This window comes from Pseudoalteromonas sp. PAST1 (genome assembly GCF_021532515.1).
In the GTDB taxonomy this organism is placed as follows: Bacteria; Pseudomonadota; Gammaproteobacteria; order Enterobacterales; family Alteromonadaceae; genus Pseudoalteromonas; species Pseudoalteromonas simplex.
In genome coordinates, this window is the sequence record NZ_JAKGBH010000030.1 from 1 (window position 1) to 20,654 (window position 20,654).

A 20,654-nucleotide genomic window follows, 5' to 3' on the forward strand; every position below is an offset into this window, starting at 1 on the left:
CTAATGTATCCTTGGTAGATGATGACGGAAACCCTATAAATAACTCAAAGGCTAAAAACTATTCAAAAGATATTATTTTTTCAGATAAAAATATGACATCATTACTCACTTTACCTTACGCCACTTGGTGCAGATTGTATAAGCGAGAACTTTTAGTTGAAAATAGCTATCAGTATGAAAAGGGTGAGCTATTCTTAACTAACTTTCACTTTATAAATAGCATTCGCTCAGGGCTGGTTGCTAATGCAGTTTATTTTTATAGAATAAGAAACAATAGTATGTCATCTGCATCAAACTCTTCAAAAAAATTACAAAAAAATATGACAGAAGAATCTATCCTTAACTTTAAAAACGAATTGATTAGTCTAAACATTCAACATTCAAGAAAGCAGGTTTTTAACCTTTTTAATTATTTATCATTCGCAAAGCTAAACTTTATATCCTGTGTTTATGGCTGTGAAATAAAAAGGTATAAGCTGTTGAAAAGTAGGATAAGTAATTGTTTTCCAGTAGAGTCTTTTGAACTATCACAGAGTATAGGGCTACTGCCAAGAGAGTTAATGATTTTTTTAATATGTGAAAAGTTAAGGCTAACTCCGATATTGTTGTATATAAAAAGTAAAATGACAAAATAGTAAAAGGCTAATGAAGTTTTATGGTAGAAGAAAAGGCGTTAGTCTCGGTGATCATGCCGACCTACAATGCAGAAAGCTATTTAGCTGAGAGCATTAATTCAGTAATAGCTCAAACTTACAATAATTGGGAGTTATTAATAACAGATGATTGTTCGACAGATGATACAGTTGCTATTGCTAAAAAATATGCAGACTCTGATTCTAGGGTTAAGTTATTTATTCAGCCACAAAACCAAGGAGCAGGAGCAGCTAGAAATAATTCTATTATGAATGCTAAAGGGAAATATATTGCATTCTTAGATGCGGATGATTTGTGGTTACCTGAAAAGTTAGAAAAACAAGTCGCTTTTGCAACGAAGAACAACTACGCATTTACATATACAAGTTACCAAAAGTTTTCTAACGGTAAAGTTTCTACAGTTGTACACCCTCCTAAAAGCACGACATATAGCAAATTAATGTACAGTAATGTAATTGGTTGCTTAACTGCTATGTATGATGCAGAAAAACTAGGCAAAAAATATATGCCATTAATTCGTAAGCGGCAAGATATGGGCTTATGGTTAGATATTCTCAAAGAAACACCCGCAGCTTATTGCCTAAAAGAACCTCTTGCATATTACCGTGTAGGGGTTGGAATGAGCGCTAATAAAATTAAGATACTTTCATATCAATGGCGGTTTTATAGAGATGTAGCAAAGCTTAACTTTTTTAGAGCTATGTTTACCTTTAGTGTTTATGCACTCAAAGGATTTAGCAAACACCGTCAATAAAGCTGCTTTAGGAAGCAAGTTATTAGTGGGTGACATCAGGCCCGCTCAAGCAATCATTGCCAATGAAAAGCTTATTCAGCTTGAAAAGACATTGCTAAAAAATGAAAAAATTATAAATCTATAAATTAGTGGTTTGTTCTCGTAAAGGGTAATAACAATTTTGTAATAGACACGCTTAAATTCTCTGCGTATAATCGCCGGCTCATAAAAACCAATCCTTTAGGGTTGGTTTTAGGGAAAATGAGCATTTCAGGTGTGACTATGGAAAGTTGGTACTTACTTTTTTGTAAATCAAAACAAGAGCTAAGAGCTCAAACTAACCTTCAAAACCAAGGTTTTGAAGTATTCTTTCCCGAACATAAAATTGAGCGAATCGTAAAAGGTCGCCGATCAATTCGTACGTCTCCTCTTTTCCCTAATTATATATTCATAAAGTTATGTACGAAAAACTGTAACTTTTCTGCGGTAAAAAATACTCGAGGCATAAGTGGCTTTGTAACATACGGCCAGCAATTTCAGCTTGTCTCAGAACAGTTGATTGCTCAACTCAAATCTATGAATGATATGTGTGAGATAACTTCTGCGTTACCAAAAACGGGGGATGTTGTTTATTTGAATACAGAGTCATTTAAAAACGTACAGGCTATTTACCAAGAGCCAGATGGCGATATGCGCAGCATACTTCTCATTAATTTGCTGAATAAACAAATAAGCGTAAGTGTAGAAAATAAAGAAATCAGTTTATAAGTCGTGCTCCAGCGCGACGCTTATGTAAGAACGGCTTTAGCCGTGAACATATTCAAAGTGTTCGGCGTTAAAACACCTCCTACAGAACGGGTAATACGTAGGAACGGCTTTAGCCGTGAACATACTCAAAATGTTCGGCGTTAAACCACCTCTTATAGAACGGGTAATACGTAGGAACGGCTTTAGCCGTGAACATGCTTTAAATGTTCGGCGTTAAAACACCTCCTACAGTGTAGGCTTTATGCTTTCATACGAAAAAATAACAATAAAATCAGTACGTAGGAACTGCAACCTAGGGGCGGAAGCGTGCCCGAAGGGCTAGACAAGCAAATAGTTTTGCTTTCAAGTTGGAGCGAGAGGAGCTCTGCGACGAACTGGAACGGAAGCGTGCCCGAAGGGCTAGACAAGCAAATAGTTTTGCTTTCAAGTTGGAGCGAGAGGAGCTCTGCGACGAACTGGAACGGAAGCGTGCCCGAAGGGCTAGACAAGACGTAGGCGTCACGCTTGCTTGGCGCGTCTCAAACACGGCACTGCTGCGAACATTTCGCGCGATATAAATTTCACGCCTACAAAATGGTGAATGCCGAAGGGCTAGACAAGGCGTAGGCGTCACGCTTGCTTGGCGCGTCTCAAACACGGCACTGCTGCGAACATGTCGCGCGAAATAAATTTCACGCCTACATCAAAGACATTTAATCGCACAAAGAGACTATGAGCTGCTTCGTTGAAGAGTAAACAAAGAAGTTTTGTCTTACTCATTTAATCTCGTTTACTTCTCTTTGTGCTAATGAAAACTAGTGATAAAGCCTTAATTAGTAGGCAGCTTAGAAGTCAACATACAAATTGTTATGTTAAAGCTTCTTAGATTCTCGTTTATACAAATAGGACTTCTAGACTAGTACTAAGTGAATGAGCCAAGAAGTACTTATTAACTATTTTGCAAAAAACTGTCACAAGTGAGCGTTTACTAAACACTCAGTCTTGCGAACATCTAGTTGCCATGCTTTAATTAGGCAGCAAAAAAATAAACAGATATGGTTTTATTTAAACTGGACGTTTTAAGAAAATTATTTGGGAAATAACAATGGCGCTTAGCTGTAAAACAATTGTGACGTCATTTGCGTTACTAGCAATGACAGGCTGTACAATCATCCCCGGCAGCCATTTCGAAGGAATCGAGTCGGGCGAACAAGTAGATAATGTAGAGAAGGAACTCGAAAAGGTTAATATTCAAATCATTGACTCTTCTTTAATAAATCAACAAAAGCAATCTCAAGTTAAAAACTTCACGCCTTCCAGTTTAGATGGCATAGATACATCTAATTATCAGTACAAATTAGGTGTAGGTGATGTACTTACAATTGGTGTTTGGGATCACCCAGAGTTAACCATTCCAGCAGCAGTGCAACGTACAGCTGAGTTTGATGGCTTTCGTGTTCAAGCAGATGGCACAATTACCTATGCATACGCGCCTAATATTCAAGCCGCTGGTAAAACAGTACAACAAGTTCATAAAGAGCTTGTAAAGCGCCTAAGCCGAGTAATTGAAGAGCCACAGGTTGATGTGAAAGTGGTTGGGTTTAGAAGCCAAAAAGCTTATGTAACAGGCGAAGTAAACAAGCCAGGTGTATTACCAGTTACAGAGATCCCTTTAACTTTAATCGATGCTCTAAACCAAGCTGGCGGTCTAACAGAAAGTGCTGACTGGCGCACCGTGACATTTACTCGCGGTGATAAAACAGAAATTATTAAGTTAGATGATTTTTATGCCCATGGCGATATTTCGCAAAACCGCTTATTGCAGCATGGCGATATTGTGCACGTAAGCCGAAACGATATGCAAAAAGTGTTTGTACTTGGTGATGTAAAACGCGCTGGTACAGTGGGTGTTAATCGCTATGGTTTAAATTTAGCACAAGCATTAAGTGATGCTGGTGGCTTAAACGAAAATACAGCAGATGCAAATGGCGTGTTTGTTCTTCGCAAACGCAACTTAAACACTGATGGTGTAATTGCTGATGTGTACCAACTTCATGCTAAGAATGTTGCTGCATTAGTGCTTGCTGAACAGTTTGAACTTGAACCGCACGACATTGTATATGTAACGTCAGCGCCGCTTGCACGTTGGAATCGTGTAATTAGCTTATTACTACCATCAGTAAGTACAGTTGATTCAATCAACGACGTTGCAAACACAAACTAAAGGTAGGCTGTATGTTTGATTCTGTATTAGTAGTTTGTGCAGGTAATATATGCCGAAGCCCTACTGCCGAATATGTTTTAAAAAGTAAGCTAGAAGGTAAAAATGTAGTTGTTTCTTCAGCAGGATTGACTGCCCTTGAGGGTAAACCTGCTGATGAACAAGCAAAGCAAATTGCCAACTCACATAATATTGATATGAGCGCGCACCAAGGCAGGCAAATAACCTCAAATTTGGTGGCAAATAATAGCGTTATTTTAGTGATGGAGCAGCGCCATGTTAACGATTTGTGCGCACGTTACCCTCAAGCTCGCGGGAAAACATTTTTACTAGGTAAATGGATTGGCGATAAAGAAATCCCCGATCCTTACCGCCAAAGTCAAGAAGCCTTTGAGCATGTTTACGCATTAATAGATAGCGCGTGTAGCGCTTGGCAAAAGTATTTATAAGGAAAGGCTAGTACATGAATGCTCAGCCCACTGCATTAGCAGAAAACAATAAACAAAATAGAACAACGCAAGACCAAACCAGTCAAGAAATCGATTTAATGGCGTTATTAGGCGCATTAATCGATCGTAAGTATTTTATTGCAGCCATCACTGCAGTATTTATGGTTGTGGGCGTTTTTTATGCAATCTATACAGCACCAGTGTACAAAGCAACAGCTATGGTCCAAGTTGAAGATGGAGGCGCATCAGTCCCAGGCTTTGATGATATGGCGGGTATGTTCGAAAGCACCTCTGCTGCGGTAACCGAAATAGAGCTACTTAAGTCACGCTCAGTGATAGGCGAGGCCGTTGATACCTTAAAGCTTGATATAGTCGCTGCACCTAAATTATTCCCGGTGATTGGTAATAGAGCGTTTCGTAAATTTACCCCAATAGAAGCAGGCGATTTAGCCGACCCAAGTTTGGGTGCAAGCAGTTATGCTTGGGGTGGTGAGAGCATTGATGTATTTAGGTTTGATGTACCACGCTCAGCGATTGGTGCTGGCTTTACACTCGTTGCCGGTGAAGGCACTGATAAAAATAAAAGTTTTACCCTCATTAATGGTGAAGACGAAGTAATTCTGCAAGGTAAAGTGGGAGAAGAGCTAACTAACGGTAAATTTAACTTAACTATTCGCAGTTTAATTGCTCGAGCAGGTACAGAATTTACTCTAATACGTAAAGATCGCTTAAATACAATTTTGAATTTGCAAACCGCAATTGAGGCAACAGAAAAAGGTAAAGACTCAGGGATTATTAACTTGAGTTTACAAAGCGAAAGCACACAATTTGCCGAAAAAGTGCTTGATAAAGTAACATCTATATATGTGCGCCGTAATGTAGAGCGAAACAGCGCTGAGGCGCAAAAATCACTCGAGTTTTTAGAAGTACAACTACCCGAAGTTAAAAAGCAGCTTGAATATGCAGAGCAGCGTTTTAACGATTATCAAATTAAACGTCAATCAATCAACATTACATTAGAGACTCAAGGTGTACTTGAGCAAGTAGTAGAGCTTGAAACTAAACTACAAGAGCTTGAGCTAAAGCGCTTAGAGCTAAGCCGTAAATTTAAAGAAAGCCACCCGACCTACCAAGGTGTACTTGAGCAAATCGAAGCGGTACAGAAACAAAAGCAAAACTTAGTGGGTGAAGTGGGCAACCTGCCAGAAACACAACAAGAGTTACTGCGTTTAAAGCGTGACGTTGAAGTAAGTAACCAAATTTACACGCTATTATTAAGTAAAACACAAGAGCTTGATATTGTACGTGCAGGTACAGTGGGTAATGTCCGTATTATTGACCATGCTGAGGTAAATATCTCTAAGCCAGTTAAACCTAAAAAAGCATTAATTGTGGTAATGGCAACCTTGTTAGGCGGTATGCTAGCAGTGGCGATAGTGCTTGTCCAAAAGGCAATTCATAAAGGGGTAGAAGACCCTAACGAAATTGAGGCCTTAGGCCTACCTGTTTATGCTAGCGTACCTTACTCAGATTACCAAGATAAACTAACCGGTTTTAGTCGTGCCCGTAAAAGTAAAGATAAACCAAAATCAATACTCGCAGTTGATAACCCAGCTGATTTATCAATAGAGGCGCTACGTAGCTTACGCACAAGCTTACACTTTGCGATGATGGAGGCAAAAAATAATATTATTGCTATATCTGGCCCAAGCCCAGGCGTTGGTAAATCGTTTATATCGGTTAACTTGGCAACAGTGCTGGCACAAAGTGGTAAAAAGGTACTGATTATTGATGCTGATATGCGCAAAGGTTACTTACAAACCCAGTTTGGCATGAAGTGGGATGATGGCTTAAGTGATTTATTATCGGGGCGACTAACGCTTGAGCAAGTAACTAAAACATCACAAGTTCAAGACTTAGATGTTATTACCCGTGGTCAAATACCGCCAAACCCGTCTGAGTTACTAATGCACCGCAACTTTACTAAGATGGTCGATCAAGTTAAAGATAAATACGACATTGTAATAATTGATACTCCACCAATTTTAGCTGTAACAGACCCTGCAATTGTTAGTGCTCATACAGGTACTACCTTACTTGTAACGCGCTTTGGGCAAAATCATGCGCGCGAAATTGAGCTTACACGCAATCGTTTTGAACAAAATGGCATTGATGTAAAAGGCGTGGTATTTAACGGTGTAGTTAAAAAGGCTAGTAATGCCTATGGATATTATGGTTACTATAACTATGAGTATAAATCAGGAAATTAAGTGTCGGTTGTTTAAGTTTTTCGTATTATCTTCGAGTATTTAAAGCAGCTTAGTTGCTTTCCATTTAGTTATATTGAAGTCATTTAATTAAAAAGGATATATAGTGAAAATTCTTGTTACAGGTGGAGCGGGTTTTATTGGTTCTGCTGTTATCCGTCACATAATTGAAAACACCTGCGACTCTGTTATTAATATAGATAAATTAACCTATGCTGGTAATTTACAATCGTTAGAGTCTATTAAAAGTAGCAATCGTTATGTATTTGAAAAGGTAGATATTTGTGACCGAGAAAATATTAACAGAGTGTTTAAGCAATATAAACCTGATGCTGTTATGCATTTAGCGGCTGAGAGCCATGTCGACCGCTCTATAACTGGGTCTGCCGAATTTATACAAACTAATATTGTAGGTACTTATACCTTATTAGAAGCAGCTCGTGAATACTGGAATTCATTAAATGGCAATGATAAAAAATCGTTTAGGTTTCATCATATTTCAACGGATGAGGTATATGGCGATCTTCCACATCCAGATGAGCAAGAAGGTGAGCTTCCTTTATTTACTGAGGAAACATCTTACGCGCCAAGTAGCCCTTATTCTGCAAGTAAAGCGTCGAGTGACCATTTAGTTCGAGCATGGCTGCGCACGTATGGCTTTCCTACAATTGTCACTAATTGTTCAAATAATTACGGGCCTTACCATTTTCCTGAGAAGCTAATTCCTTTAGTGATACTCAATGCCCTAGAAGGAAAAAAGTTGCCTATTTATGGTAAAGGCGACCAAATACGTGACTGGTTATACGTAGAAGACCATGCGCGCGCTTTATATAAAGTTGTGACCGAAGGTATTGTTGGAGAAACCTATAACATAGGCGGTCATAATGAAAAGAAAAACCTAGAAGTAGTGAAAACTATTTGTGAAATTTTAGATACGCTAGTACCAAAAAAATCTAAGTACGCTGAGCAAATTATATACGTAACAGATCGCCCTGGGCATGACAGACGCTATGCGATTGACTCATCAAAAATGAGTAAAGAACTTAATTGGGAACCTGTAGAGACATTTGAAACAGGGCTACGTAAAACAATTGAATGGTACTTATCAAACCAGCAGTGGTGCAAAAATGTTCAAGACGGATCGTATCAGCGCGAACGCCTTGGCGAGTTATAAAAAGGAGTTATTTAGTGAAAGGAATAATCTTAGCAGGTGGATCAGGTACTCGTTTATACCCAATTACCATGGGCGTTTCTAAACAGCTGCTTCCTATCTATGATAAACCAATGATTTATTATCCACTTTCGGTGTTAATGCTGGCTGGTATTAGAGAGGTTTTAATCATAACAACAGATGAAGATTTAGACTCTTTTAAGCGCTTATTAGGCGATGGCTCACAATTTGGCATAGAGCTTAATTATACAGTTCAACCTAGTCCTGATGGACTTGCACAGGCTTTTATTTTAGGTGAAGAATTCATCGCTGAAGACGATGTTTGCTTAGTACTAGGCGATAATATTTTCTATGGCCAAGGTTTCACCCCAAAGCTCAAACAAGCTGTAAATAATGCAAAAAATGGTCAAGGGGCGACAGTATTTGGCTATCAAGTAAAAGACCCTGAGCGCTTTGGTGTCGTTGAATTCAACGAAAACCTTAAAGCTATTTCCATAGAAGAAAAACCCGCAGAGCCAAAGTCAAATTATGCAGTAACAGGGTTGTACTTTTATGACAACTCTGTTGTAAAAATGGCTAAAAAAGTTGAGCCTTCTGCCCGTGGTGAGTTAGAAATAACCTGCTTAAATGATATGTATCTTACACAAGGGCAGTTAAATGTAGAAATGCTTGGTCGTGGTTTTGCCTGGTTAGACACAGGCACACATGAAAGCCTGTTAGAAGCAGCTCACTTTGTCGAAACCATTGAAAAACGCCAAGGCTACAAAATAGCGTGCCTTGAAGAAATTGCATTTAATAACGGCTGGTTGAGCAAAGAGGAAATTTTATCATTGGCAAAACCTCTTTCTAAAAATAGCTATGGTGAATACTTGATCGATTTAGTAGGAAATAAAAAGTGATTATCTCAGAGCTTATGGAATTAACGAATTTAGGCGATGATCGCGGCTCGCTCGTTGTTTTAGAAAATAATAAACAAGTACCCTTTAATATTGAGCGTGTTTATTATATTTACGCGTCAGAGCAAGGCGTTTCTAGAGGATTTCATGCGCATAAAGAGTTAGAGCAAATAGCAATTTGTGTTAAAGGGCAATGCGAAATGCTACTAGACAACGGGCAGGAAAAACAGACTATCTTGCTTGATTCACCTACTAAAGCAGTGACAATTAATAAAATGGTCTGGCATGAAATGCACAATTTTTCTGACGATTGTGTTTTACTCGTACTGGCTAGTGATATTTATGATGAAAGCGACTACATACGCAATTATAAAGCGTTTATAAAGGCCGTTAATCATGATTCATAAAATGAGTGATGTACAGTCGACACAGATTGGTGAAAATACAAATGTATGGCAATTCTGTATTGTATTACCAAATGCAGTTATAGGCAGTAACTGTAACATTTGCTCACACTGTTTAATCGAGAATGATGTATTTATAGGTAACAATGTCACTATAAAAAGTGGTGTACAAATATGGGATGGAATAGAAATTCAAGATAACGTTTTTATCGGCCCAAATGTTACATTTACAAACGATTTGAACCCACGCTCTAAGTGTTACCCTGACAATTTCCTTAAAACTAAAGTTTGTAAAGGTGCTTCAATTGGTGCCAACGCGACTATTTTACCAGGTATTATTATTGGAGAAGGGGCTATGGTAGGCGCTGGTAGTGTGGTCGTTAAAGATGTCCCTGCTAATACAACGGTTGTTGGAAACCCCGCAAAAGAGATAAATAAGTGATCAAATTTTTAGATTTAGCCAAAATTAATGCTCAGTACGAGCAAGAGCTTAAAGCAGCCTGTTCAAGAGTAATAGACTCCGGTTGGTACATAATGGGCAATGAACTTGTTGCATTCGAAAATGAATTTGCCCAATATTGCGGTACTAAATACGCTGTGGGTATCGCAAATGGACTTGATGCACTAACACTAACATTTAGAGCATGGAAAGAGCTGGGTAAGTTAAAGGAGGGAGACGAAATAATAGTCCCCGCAAATACCTATATAGCTAGTATATTAGCAATCACAGAAAATGGTTTAATTCCTGTACTTATTGAGCCTGATGAATCTACTTATAACTTATGCCCACTGAAGACTAAAGCTGCTATTACTTCTAAAACTAAAGCTATTTTACCAGTGCATTTGTACGGTTTAATATCTCCTATGCCAGAGTTAATGGGAATTGCTGAAGAATATGATTTACTAGTATTAGAAGATTGCGCACAATCTCACGGCGCACAAATAAATGGTAAAAAATGTGGTAATTGGGGACATGCTGCTGGGTTTAGTTTTTATCCTGGGAAAAACCTAGGTGCTTTAGGCGATGCAGGCGCGGTAACAACAAATGACGAAGCGTTAGCAACAACACTAAGAGCATTACGTAATTATGGCTCACATAAAAAATATGAAAACCTATACCAAGGTGTTAATAGTCGTTTAGATGAAATTCAAGCAGCTATGCTCAGGGTGAAATTAAACTACCTAGATACAGAAACAGCCAGTAGAAGAGCTGTTGCACAGGCTTACTCAAACCAGATCAACAACCCACTATTATCTCTTCCAACGTGGGATGATATTAATGAACATGTTTTTCATTTATTTGTGATTAGAACAAACTCACGTGAAAAACTACAAGAATACTTAACTGCTAATGGTATACAAAGTCTAGTTCACTATCCTCTCCCACCACATAAGCAAGAGGCGTATAAGTACTACAATCAAATAGAGCTTCCGCTTACTGAAGAGATACACCGAACTGTAATAAGTTTACCTCTGAGCCCCGTTATGCAAAAAGACGAAGTTGACCACGTTATTGAGGTTTTAAACCATTTTAAATGAATTTACTTAAAACCTCCGGGTTAACATTTATTGCAACTGTAATTAAGCTCTTTGTAGGGTTAGTAATAAATAAGGCTATTTCATTATTTGTAGGTCCTAGTGGCTTGGCTGTTATAGGGCAATTTCAAAACATTTCACAGCTGGCTATGGTTGCCTCACAAGGTGCTATAAACAAAGGGGTTGTAAAATACACTGCTGAATATTCAAAAAATGAAGAAGATTTAACTACCTTGCTAGCTACAGCAATAAAAATAACTATTGTTTGTTCAATTATAGTTGGAGTAGCGTTAATATTATTGTCTGGTTATTTGTCAGGCGAGTTTTTAACTAATAAAAACTTTGCATTTATATTTGTAATATTTGGTTTTACGATTGTTTTTTATAGTTTGAACTCTTTGCTTTTAGCTATTTTAAATGGGTTAAAAGAAATAAAGCAATTAATATTAATCAATGTAGTGCAAAGTTTGTATAGTTTGGTTTTTACAACAGTCTTAATATACTTTTTTGGTCTAAAGGGTGCTTTAATAGCGTTAGTAACTAACCAATCTATTATATTTTTATACATTATTTGGAAGTTAAGAAACCACAAGGTAATTAATTTAGGGTTACTTAAAGGTGTTTATAATACAGCAATAGCAATTAAATTAAGGCGGTTTGCCTTAATGGCTATAACATCAGCAATAGCTATTCCTATTAGTCATTTAGTTATACGTAATTACCTAGTCGATAATCTAGGGTGGGAGCAAGCTGGCTATTGGCAAGCCATTTGGTATATTTCAACAATGTATCTCATGGTTGTGACAACAACATTAGGTGTTTATTTTTTACCTAAATTATCAGAAATTACTGATAAAAAAGCACTGAGAAGTGAATTGTTAAATGGTTACAGGATTATATTGCCAATTGTAATGCTTGTATCCGCTGCTATCTTCTTTCTTAAAGACTTCATTGTGTATATATTATTTTCTGATGACTTTAAACCGATGCGAGAGCTCTTTTTATGGCAGTTAGTCGGTGATGTGATAAAAATAGCAGCTTGGCTTTTATCATATTTAATGCTTGCTAAAGCAATGGCTAAGAGCTACATGGCTGTAGAGGTACTTTTCAATGTTATATTTGTGTTCATCTCAATATTTATGGTTAACTCGTATGGCTTAATTGGAATGACATATGCTTTTGCAACGAGCTATTCGATTTATTTTGTTACAGTCCTTTTATTAACCAAGAAGGAATTTATATGAAGATTTTACTGCTTGGTGAGTTTAGTGCATTCCATAGTAATCTAAAAGAAGGTTTATTATCTCAAGGGCATGATGTAACGATTGCATCTTCAGGTGATGGGTGGAAAAAAATAAACAGCGACCTAAAAATAGGAACGAGTCGAAAGGGGTTATTAGGAAAACTCGAAAGCCTCATCAACCTAGCTAAAGTTTTACCTAGGCTAAAAGGTTATGATGTTGTTCAATTTATAGACCCTGTATTGTTTCCTAAGTTTTTGGGTATAAACCAAGCCATAGTAAAGTTTATTTTTCGTAATAATAAAAAAATATTTTTAGTTGCTGCTGGAGCTACCAATAAAATATCAGCTATTGCTGATTTTTCACAAAATAGATTTAAGTATCCTCAATTATATCAACAGGTGAAAAAAACAAACCCAGATATGTGGAGCCAAACAGATAAAGGCAGACACTACAACGACTTTTTTTTAGAGGGGATAAATGGTGTTATTCCTATAATGTTTGAATATGCACAAGGTTTTAGAGACATCAATTATCCTAAGTTATGTCCCACATTACCTATACCGATGAACATAGAAAAAATTCAATACAAAGAAAATATAATTGGAGATAAGATAGTTTTATTTCATGGGCTTAATAGAGAAGGCATGAAAGGAACTCCCTTGATCAGTAAAGCTATGGAGAAGCTTGAGCAGAACTATCCCGATGACGTTAAATGTATTATTGATGGGCGAATGCCTTTAGAAGAGTACTTATCTTTTTTAGAAAAAGTTAATGTTGTTATAGATCAAGCATATTCGGTTTCGGTTGGTGTTAATGGTGTATATAACCTAGCCATGGGTAAAGTTGTTGTAGGTGGTGGAGAGCCAGAGTTTCTTCGTGAGTTTAATTTAAGCAAGTCGCCTTTATTACCTATTAAACCTGATGTTGAAAATATATACCAACAACTTGAATGGTTGGTTAAAAATAAAAATGAAATTTTTAATATGGGAGTTGAGTCTAGAAATTTTACAGAGGCCCTTCATGACTATAAGCAGGTTGCATGCAAATATTTAGAGACTTGGAATAAATACTAACCAGATTTTAACGTAATTATTCGCAAGTATTAAGCATGAAGACATAAAATTGATTGAATACTTTTAGAATGAATACCATTATAAGAGTTAGGGATTACCTTCATAAAAACTTCAATTAATTACGGGTAGGTTGGTTTTATCTTAATTTTCATGGAGAAAATGGATTTTTTAGCTATTGAAAATTCTAAAGTATTTTACGAAAAACCAAACATGTAAATTGCATTGAGCAGTTTATAAATGAATCGTGTCAAGAGTCACTAGATAGTTTAAAAAATATCGAAATGCCTAGACGCAATCTTAAGTACAATCGGGTTATATATGTACTTTCAAGAACTGCTGACAGGTTTAATATGAAATATTATAAAAAGCATCCTAGAAGGACGCAGTTTGAAGATTTTAGAGCATTAAATGAAAAGTGATTTTAATTTAGAGATCTTGAAAGGGTCATATAATGATTGATAAATACAGCCTTGGTAACCCGCGTTTAAAGCTTTCGTCTGATCTAGCTGGTGAGATACCACTATACATATATTTATCTGAAGATAAAAAGACCTTGCTTTACTCTAACTTGATAACAGAGCTATTCGAAGATGCAAGAGTTACAAAGCCTCTAAAAGTGTCAGATGAAGGTATCTCTTTTTTGCTACAAAGTAGTGTAATCCCGCCGCCGATGACTGCTTATGAAGGTGTATTTATTGTTGGGATAGGTGATACAGCGGAAATAAGCACTATAAATAATGAGATTGTTATAGATTTCAGCCATGAATTCCCTTTTATGGCCAATAGAAGAGAAGACTTTGAAACTTACAAAAAACCTAATCTTGATGATATTGTAAAACTCTTAGCAGAAGAAACAGTAAGTAAATTAGATATAAGTAAAAAAACGTTTCTCTTTCATAGTGCAGGTAAGGACAGTAATAGCATTGCCATTGCGCTTGCCGAAGCTGGCCTACAAGATCAAATCACATTGGTTACACATTGCTCTAAGGGTAATTTAGATGAGAGCCAAATTAGTAAAAGCATTGCTAAACAATTGGGTTTTTCACATCAAGTATTAAACGAAGTTGATGAGTTAAATAATGAGCACCTAAAATACATTGAAGAGTATTTTACTAAAGCACCATTTCCTTGCGTAGATAACTTATGTCTTGCTTATCCTTTATATGCAAAGCAACTACCGGAACTATTTAATGCCAATATAATTTTTGGTGATGGCAACGACAGCCATATGATTAGCCCACCTTCGGCTGAAGATAACTTAAAAGTAAAAGTCAGTAATTACACCTCAAAGCTTTCTTTTTTTAGAAAGCTTATAGATTCAGAAAATAAATATAGTTCATTACTTAGAACACCAGCTGAATGGTTTGGCCAATCTGGATTTTCTTTAAAAGATAGCCGGAAAGTATTCCCTAAAACAGTATCAACTTATGCGTACTGGAGAAATGAGTCTAACTTGAGAAATAGCTGGGATTTATTTTATTTTAAATCTGATATTTACTCTACACGTGTAATTAGCGAAAAAATGATTCGTAAACTATTTAACTTTTCAGATTACCTAGGTGCAAAAATAGTACTCCCCTTTGCAAGTAAACGGGTCGCAGAATATTTTGCTGCTATGCCAGAAGAGTACTTATTCGATCGTGAAACTTTTAAAAATAAGCTTATTTTAAGAGATTTATTAAAAGAAAAAATCAATATTGACTCTGATGAAATAGGCAAAATGGGCTGGTCTTATGACACCAAAGCAATCGTGAACAATAATTGGGATTTAATGCTTGATGAAATTAACAATTGCTCTTTATGGGATACTAAAGAAGCAAATAAAGTATTAGTTCGATTGAAAAGCACAATGAATCAAGAGAAAAAATATTCCCAGTTATCCTGTCGCTTGATTTATAGGTTATATTTACTTTCAATGTGGAAAAATAGGTGTAAATACCTGAATGGATAATAAAAACATAACTTTCTTTATTAGCTCTCTTGCTGGCGGTGGTGCGGAGAGAGTTTGTGTTAATATTGCAAATGGTTTAGCTGATAAAGGCTGGAGTGTTACACTTGTTGTCTTACACCTAGATCGTGAGGTATATAAAAACGAACTTAATAATGAAATAAAACTAATAAGCCTCGACGTACTCAATGCGCGTTATTCGCCATTTAAAATTTATAAATATCTTAAAAAAAATGAAAGTGATAGAGTTGTAGTATTTAATTATGAATTGGCGGTTATTTTAATATTAATTCGCACTCTTACCCGCTTAAATTTCAGCTTAATAGCCAGAAATATTAACTCTCTTTCTGAAAAAATGTTACATCATGGAGGTGGAGTTCGCCATAAAGTCTTATATTTTCTTATGCGTAAAATATATCAAAAGGCGGACTATATAGTTAATCAGTGTGAATCTATGCAGGATGACTTAGCATCGGTCATTCCCAGTGTCAGATCTAAAAGCTGTGTTATTTACAATCCAGTAAATAGCACTCTATCAGAAAGAAAGTCAGATGAGCTTTCTTCTGAAAGTGAATTTATATTATGCGTTGGCCGTTTAGAGAAGCAGAAGGCCTTTCATTATGCTCTACAATCGTTTTCGATTGTGAGTAAAAACTATCCTAAATTGAGATTGAAAATTGTTGGTACAGGTAGTTTAGAGGCCGAGTTAAAAGCTCTTTCTACAGAATTAAAAGTAGCAGACAAAGTAGATTTTGAAGGGTTTAACTCTAATATTGCAAAATATTATCGTAATGCGAAAGCTACACTTTTAACATCCTTATATGAAGGATTCCCTAATGTACTTATAGAATCTATTTCACTTGGTACACCTGTGATATCTTTTGATTGTAAAAGTGGTCCTTCTGAAATAGTAATAAATAAGGTAAATGGATATTTAATTGAGTTTCAAAATATTGAGTTAATGGCTTCCGCTATTTCTAAAACCCTAGATAATCCATTTTTATCAAAAGATATTATTGATACATCAGCACCCTTTTCAAAAGATGTGATTATTCAACAATGGGAAAAGTTAATAGATAAATGTTAGTTTTTGGTTTTTTATGATAAATAACAATACTTTAGATGGTTTTTTCTTATATCGTATCTTTTGCTTATTATTTGCATTGGTCTTTGCTTTCATATTATGCTACTTGCCTATAGAACAGCTTGTTGATAGAAATAATTACTTAGTTTACTCTTCGTTTTCTTCCGAAATATTATCATCTAGATTTAATAATGGATTGATATCTTTTCTTTTCAACGAACCATTTTGGCTTTTTGTAAATCTGTTCTTGTCTAGTGTTTTCTCGGCAGAAAATACTGTAAGGATCATAATATTTTTTTCAACGTTTATAACGTTTTATTTGGTTTTGGCTAATTTTGAGCCGAAGTTTTTGCTTTTACTATTACTATTTCTTTTTTTGCCTCAAGTTTTAAAGAACAATGTCATTCATTTAAGACAAGGCTTAGCTATAGCTCTGTTTTTGGTAGGGTGGTTTTCCAACAATAGTAAATCGAAATTGTTCTTCCTTTGTTTGGCTGCCCTAGTCCATACCTCGTTCATTATTGTAGGGTTTGGAATGTTTTTAGTTGATTTTTTATCTCGTATTAGAGTGTCTAATGGAATTAAAAACCTTATTTATGTTGTAGTAGGTATTCTTATTGCAATATTTGGCTTAGTTATAGCAAGTACTTTTGGAGCTCGGCAAGCTGAGAGATACGCTGAAGTTTCGGCTAATATAAGCGGTTTTGGTTTTGTTTTTTGGTCCGGTGTGTTCTTTTTGTACTTGTCACAAGGCAAAGATTTTGTAACTCGTAATTCTTACTCTTTATTTTTTATTCTTTTATATCTTGCAACATATTTCACTCTACCTGTTACAGGTAGAGTTTTAGAGAGTGTTTTGTTAATTATTTTGCTCTCTTCTTTAGAGCTGAAAAAGTGGAAAAAGCTTTTGTTTATAACAGTGTATACACTATATTTCTTTCTAAACTGGTTACCTAGGCTAGGTCAGCCTTGGTTTGGTTGGGGTATAAGTAATTATTAAGTTGAGTAATAAATTTTGAGCTCGGAAGGTGTTAAGTGTCAAAGAAAATAATGTTAATTAATAGTTTGGGAGTTGGTGGGGCTGAACGTGTTTTTTCGAACTTAGCGAATTATCTCACTGATAATAGTGTTGATTTTAAAGTCGTGAGCTTAATTAACAAAATAGACTATGAGATAAGCTCAAAAGTTGATGTGAAGTTTTTGAGTAATAGGGATACTATTGGCTATTTAAAGTTGCCAATATATTTCTTGAAATTTTTTTTCTTATGCTGGAAAACTAAGCCCAAAGTTGTTCAAAGTCATTTGTTCTGGGCAAATTATATAAATGTTTTGTGCTCTATTCTTTTTAAGTATGAGTCTCAATTAGTTCATTGTGTTTCTTTTAATTCAAAGTTTAAAAAAGGCAAGGTTAGAACTTTCCATTACTTTTTTTGCTCTTTACTACTTAAAAAAGGTACTGTGAATATATTTAAAAGTCATGAAATGCGTGATGAATATATAAATCTTTTTAATATTTCTGCAAAGAACTCTGAAGTTATATACAACCCAATTTCAGTCGAAATTGTTGATAAAAAAAAGCCACGAAAATCCACGGATGAAGTTTTAAACATTTGTCTTGTTGGCAGGTTCCATAAAAGTAAGCGTTATTTTGATTTGTTAGAAGTCGCAGAGTGTTTGAAAGACAAAGTTGTCTTCCATTGTGTCGGAGAAGGAGAGTTGCTCGAAGACTTCAAATTAAGAGTTAAACAAAAAAAACTCTCAAGCCAATTTGTGTTTCATGGTTGGCTAAACAAGCCATCCGATATTCTTGATGCTTCTGATGTATACTTGAGCTGTTCAGAATCTGAGGGGTTTCCAAATGCATTGATAGAAGCTATGGGTAGAGGGTTACCAGTTGTTCATAGCGATTGCAAAACAGGTCCAAAAGAAATCTTAGGTGAAGTCATTTATTCTGAACAGTGTTATGATATACGCCAGTTTGGAGTCACGTTTCCTGTCGGTAGTATTCCTTCAATTATAGGTATATTAGTCGCTTTAGAGTCAAACATTTTAAGCAAAGATAAGCTAAGTGCATTAGCTTTATCAAGAGTTAAAGAATTGGCCCAAGATGATAGTTTTTCAAAATATATGTCACTTATTTTAAAGGGTGGAGTGTGAGAACGATATTAATTATTGTGAACGTTGACTGGTTTTTTATGTCTCATAGACTTCCAATAGCTATCAAAGCTCTTAAACAAGGCTACGATGTCACCATTGCGAGCCGCTTTACTGAGCATAAAGCTGAATTAAAATCTCTAGGTTTTAATGTTGTCGATATTCCATTTAACCGCAGTGGTGGAAGAGTAAGTTCTGAATTAAGCACGATTAAAGCCATTAAACGAGTTATCGAAGATCTTAAGCCTAATCTAATACATGCAATTACTATAAAGCCGGTGCTTTATACGGGTCTGGCCTTGAAAGCTGTTAAGAAAGATATTCCTTTTGTAGCGGCAATTTCTGGCCTCGGTTATGTATTCACTGCAAATACACTTAGAGCGAAAGTGACAAAATTGATAGCCTCCGCCTTTTACAAGGTTGCTCTTTCACAAAAGTTTAAAACTGTTATTTTTCAAAATACATCTGATGAGGCAATACTAACCCGAGTTGCTAAGCTTAATAGCACTGATAAAACTTTAATTAAAGGATCAGGTGCGGATCTATCTGTTTATAGATTTGAACCAGAGAACCAAACTCCACCACTAAAGATTGCTATGGCATGCCGCTTACTAAAAGAAAAAGGTGTATATCAATACATTGAAGCGGCAAGATTAGTCAAAAAGACTCACTTTGATGTTGAGTTTTTACTAATTGGTACACCAGATCTAGATAACCCTAACTCTGTAATGCAAACAGAAATTGACTCTTGGGTTAAAGAAGGAGTCATCAACTATCTAGGGCACAGAAATGATATCCCCGATGTCTTTTCTAGTAGCAGTATTGTGTGCTTACCATCTTTCTACGGTGAAGGGGTTCCAAAAGTTTTAATTGAAGCGGCTGCATGCGGTCGAGCTATTGTAACAACCGATAACCCCGGTTGTAGAGATGCTATTATTGAAGGTGAAACTGGCTTGGCTGTGCCTGTGCGAGATTCAGAGAAGCTAGCTGAAGCATTAATTTGCTTAATTGAAGATACAAAGCTAAGGTCTAATATGGGGCTGAAAGCTCGTAAATTTGCAGAGCAAGAGTTTGATGTTAATAGCGTTGTTGATAAACATTTAGAAATTTATGATGCATTATTAGCAAGGAATAACCAATGATTGCTTTAACTGGTTATACAGGGTTTGTTGGTAATGAACTGTTGAAAACACTCGTCCCCGATGATGTTTTACTTTTAGGTCGTAAAGCGCCGCTAAGTTATCCCCATTTTAATTTTTTTGATTTATCTGATACGCAAAGCTTAAGTTTGCAAAATGCGTTACGTTCTGTTGATGTTTTAATACATAGTGCTGCACGAGTTCATATTATGGATGATACTTCGAGAGATCCACTCAAAGAATTTAGAACTATTAATACTCTTGGAACACTGAACTTAGCTAAGCAAGCTGCAAAAGCGGGAGTTAAGCGTTTTATTTTCGTGAGCTCTATAAAAGTAAACGGTGAGAGCACAACAAATAAGCATCCATTTTCTTCAGCTCATTTGCCTGCACCAGAAGACCCTTACGGTATTTCAAAAGCTGAAGCAGAGCAGCAGCTATTAGAGCTTGGTGAGCAAACAAGTATGGAGATTGTTATTATTCGACCACCGCTTGTTTATGGTGAGGGGGTCAAAGCTAACTTTGCCTCATTAATGAAATTAGTTGGTAAAGGTTTGCCACTACCGTTTAGATTAATTAACAAAAATAAACGCAGTTTGGTGTCGGTTTATAATTTGGTAGATTTAATTCAAGTGTGTATAGAGCACCCAAATGCTGCGGATCAAATATTTTTAGCTAGTGATGCTCACGATTTATCGACAGCTGAAATGGTTTCGTTAATGGCTAAAGTACAAGGGAAACCTAATTTAACTATACCCGTGCCTGTGTGGTGTTTTAAATTAGCTGGAAAGTTATTGGGTAAACAAGATGTAATTGATAGGCTTACAGGCTCACTGCAATTAGATATAGCACATACACAAAATACGCTTAACTGGTCTCCCCCTTACTCTGTTGAGCATGGCTTTAAGCTTGCTGCTAAACGCACTTAACAAAA

General features: G+C 36.1%; 19 protein-coding genes. All 19 read left to right on the top strand.

The features are described 5' to 3' along the window. Positions 1 to 635 (top strand): hypothetical protein (locus tag L1272_RS14900; RefSeq protein WP_235373742.1); only part of this gene is annotated, 635 nt, incomplete at its 5' end. 20 nt (positions 636 to 655) lie between these two features. Then, entirely contained in the window at positions 656 to 1,408 is a 753-nt protein-coding gene (locus L1272_RS14905) for a glycosyltransferase family 2 protein (protein ID WP_235373743.1), read from the top strand. Positions 1,409 to 1,669: 261 nt separating this feature from the next. Further along, entirely contained in the window at positions 1,670 to 2,155 is a 486-nt protein-coding gene (gene rfaH, locus L1272_RS14910; RefSeq protein WP_235373744.1) for a transcription/translation regulatory transformer protein RfaH, read from the top strand. A gap of 1,084 nt (positions 2,156 to 3,239) precedes the next feature. Continuing rightward, a complete protein-coding gene (locus L1272_RS14915; protein ID WP_235373745.1) occupies positions 3,240 to 4,358 on the top strand; it encodes a polysaccharide export protein in 1,119 nt (372 codons plus the stop codon). An 11-nt stretch (positions 4,359 to 4,369) separates the two neighbouring features. Further along, positions 4,370 to 4,804 (top strand): low molecular weight protein-tyrosine-phosphatase, encoded by a 435-nt coding sequence (locus tag L1272_RS14920; protein WP_235373746.1) that lies wholly within the window; start codon positions 4,370 to 4,372, stop codon positions 4,802 to 4,804. Positions 4,805 to 4,818: 14 nt separating this feature from the next. Further along, on the top strand, positions 4,819 to 7,074 hold the full coding sequence (locus L1272_RS14925) for a polysaccharide biosynthesis tyrosine autokinase (RefSeq protein WP_235373747.1): 2,256 nt from the start codon (positions 4,819 to 4,821) through the stop codon (positions 7,072 to 7,074). A 103-nt stretch (positions 7,075 to 7,177) separates the two neighbouring features. Next, entirely contained in the window at positions 7,178 to 8,245 is a 1,068-nt protein-coding gene (gene rfbB, locus L1272_RS14930) for a dTDP-glucose 4,6-dehydratase (RefSeq protein WP_235373748.1), read from the top strand. A 14-nt stretch (positions 8,246 to 8,259) separates the two neighbouring features. Next, positions 8,260 to 9,141, top strand: coding sequence for a glucose-1-phosphate thymidylyltransferase RfbA (rfbA, locus tag L1272_RS14935; protein WP_235373749.1), 882 nt, complete (start codon positions 8,260 to 8,262; stop codon positions 9,139 to 9,141). After that, positions 9,138 to 9,545 (top strand): sugar 3,4-ketoisomerase, encoded by a 408-nt coding sequence (locus tag L1272_RS14940; RefSeq protein ID WP_235373750.1) that lies wholly within the window; start codon positions 9,138 to 9,140, stop codon positions 9,543 to 9,545. The genes rfbA and L1272_RS14940 overlap by 4 nt, the downstream gene beginning before the upstream one ends. Continuing rightward, complete coding sequence (locus L1272_RS14945) at positions 9,535 to 9,984, top strand: acyltransferase (RefSeq protein ID WP_235373751.1); 450 nt, start codon at positions 9,535 to 9,537, stop codon at positions 9,982 to 9,984. Before L1272_RS14940 ends, L1272_RS14945 begins: the two co-directional genes overlap by 11 nt. Continuing rightward, positions 9,981 to 11,081 (top strand): DegT/DnrJ/EryC1/StrS family aminotransferase, encoded by a 1,101-nt coding sequence (locus tag L1272_RS14950; protein ID WP_235373752.1) that lies wholly within the window; start codon positions 9,981 to 9,983, stop codon positions 11,079 to 11,081. The genes L1272_RS14945 and L1272_RS14950 overlap by 4 nt, the downstream gene beginning before the upstream one ends. After that, complete coding sequence (locus tag L1272_RS14955; RefSeq protein WP_235373753.1) at positions 11,078 to 12,322, top strand: O-antigen translocase; 1,245 nt, start codon at positions 11,078 to 11,080, stop codon at positions 12,320 to 12,322. The genes L1272_RS14950 and L1272_RS14955 overlap by 4 nt, the downstream gene beginning before the upstream one ends. Further along, positions 12,319 to 13,395, top strand: coding sequence for a hypothetical protein (locus L1272_RS14960; protein ID WP_235373754.1), 1,077 nt, complete (start codon positions 12,319 to 12,321; stop codon positions 13,393 to 13,395). The genes L1272_RS14955 and L1272_RS14960 overlap by 4 nt, the downstream gene beginning before the upstream one ends. 451 nt (positions 13,396 to 13,846) lie before the next feature. After that, positions 13,847 to 15,346, top strand: coding sequence for a hypothetical protein (locus tag L1272_RS14965; protein WP_235373755.1), 1,500 nt, complete (start codon positions 13,847 to 13,849; stop codon positions 15,344 to 15,346). Next, on the top strand, positions 15,339 to 16,430 hold the full coding sequence (locus L1272_RS14970; RefSeq protein WP_235373756.1) for a glycosyltransferase: 1,092 nt from the start codon (positions 15,339 to 15,341) through the stop codon (positions 16,428 to 16,430). Before L1272_RS14965 ends, L1272_RS14970 begins: the two co-directional genes overlap by 8 nt. A gap of 13 nt (positions 16,431 to 16,443) precedes the next feature. Continuing rightward, positions 16,444 to 17,427, top strand: coding sequence for an EpsG family protein (locus L1272_RS14975; protein ID WP_235373757.1), 984 nt, complete (start codon positions 16,444 to 16,446; stop codon positions 17,425 to 17,427). 35 nt (positions 17,428 to 17,462) lie between these two features. After that, positions 17,463 to 18,584, top strand: a complete 1,122-nt coding sequence (locus L1272_RS14980; protein WP_235373758.1) for a glycosyltransferase — start codon at positions 17,463 to 17,465, stop codon at positions 18,582 to 18,584. Next, a complete protein-coding gene (locus L1272_RS14985; RefSeq protein WP_235373759.1) occupies positions 18,581 to 19,723 on the top strand; it encodes a glycosyltransferase family 4 protein in 1,143 nt (380 codons plus the stop codon). The genes L1272_RS14980 and L1272_RS14985 overlap by 4 nt, the downstream gene beginning before the upstream one ends. Then, on the top strand, positions 19,720 to 20,649 hold the full coding sequence (locus L1272_RS14990; protein ID WP_235373760.1) for a UDP-glucose 4-epimerase family protein: 930 nt from the start codon (positions 19,720 to 19,722) through the stop codon (positions 20,647 to 20,649). Before L1272_RS14985 ends, L1272_RS14990 begins: the two co-directional genes overlap by 4 nt. The last annotated feature ends 5 nt before the right edge of the window (positions 20,650 to 20,654 follow it).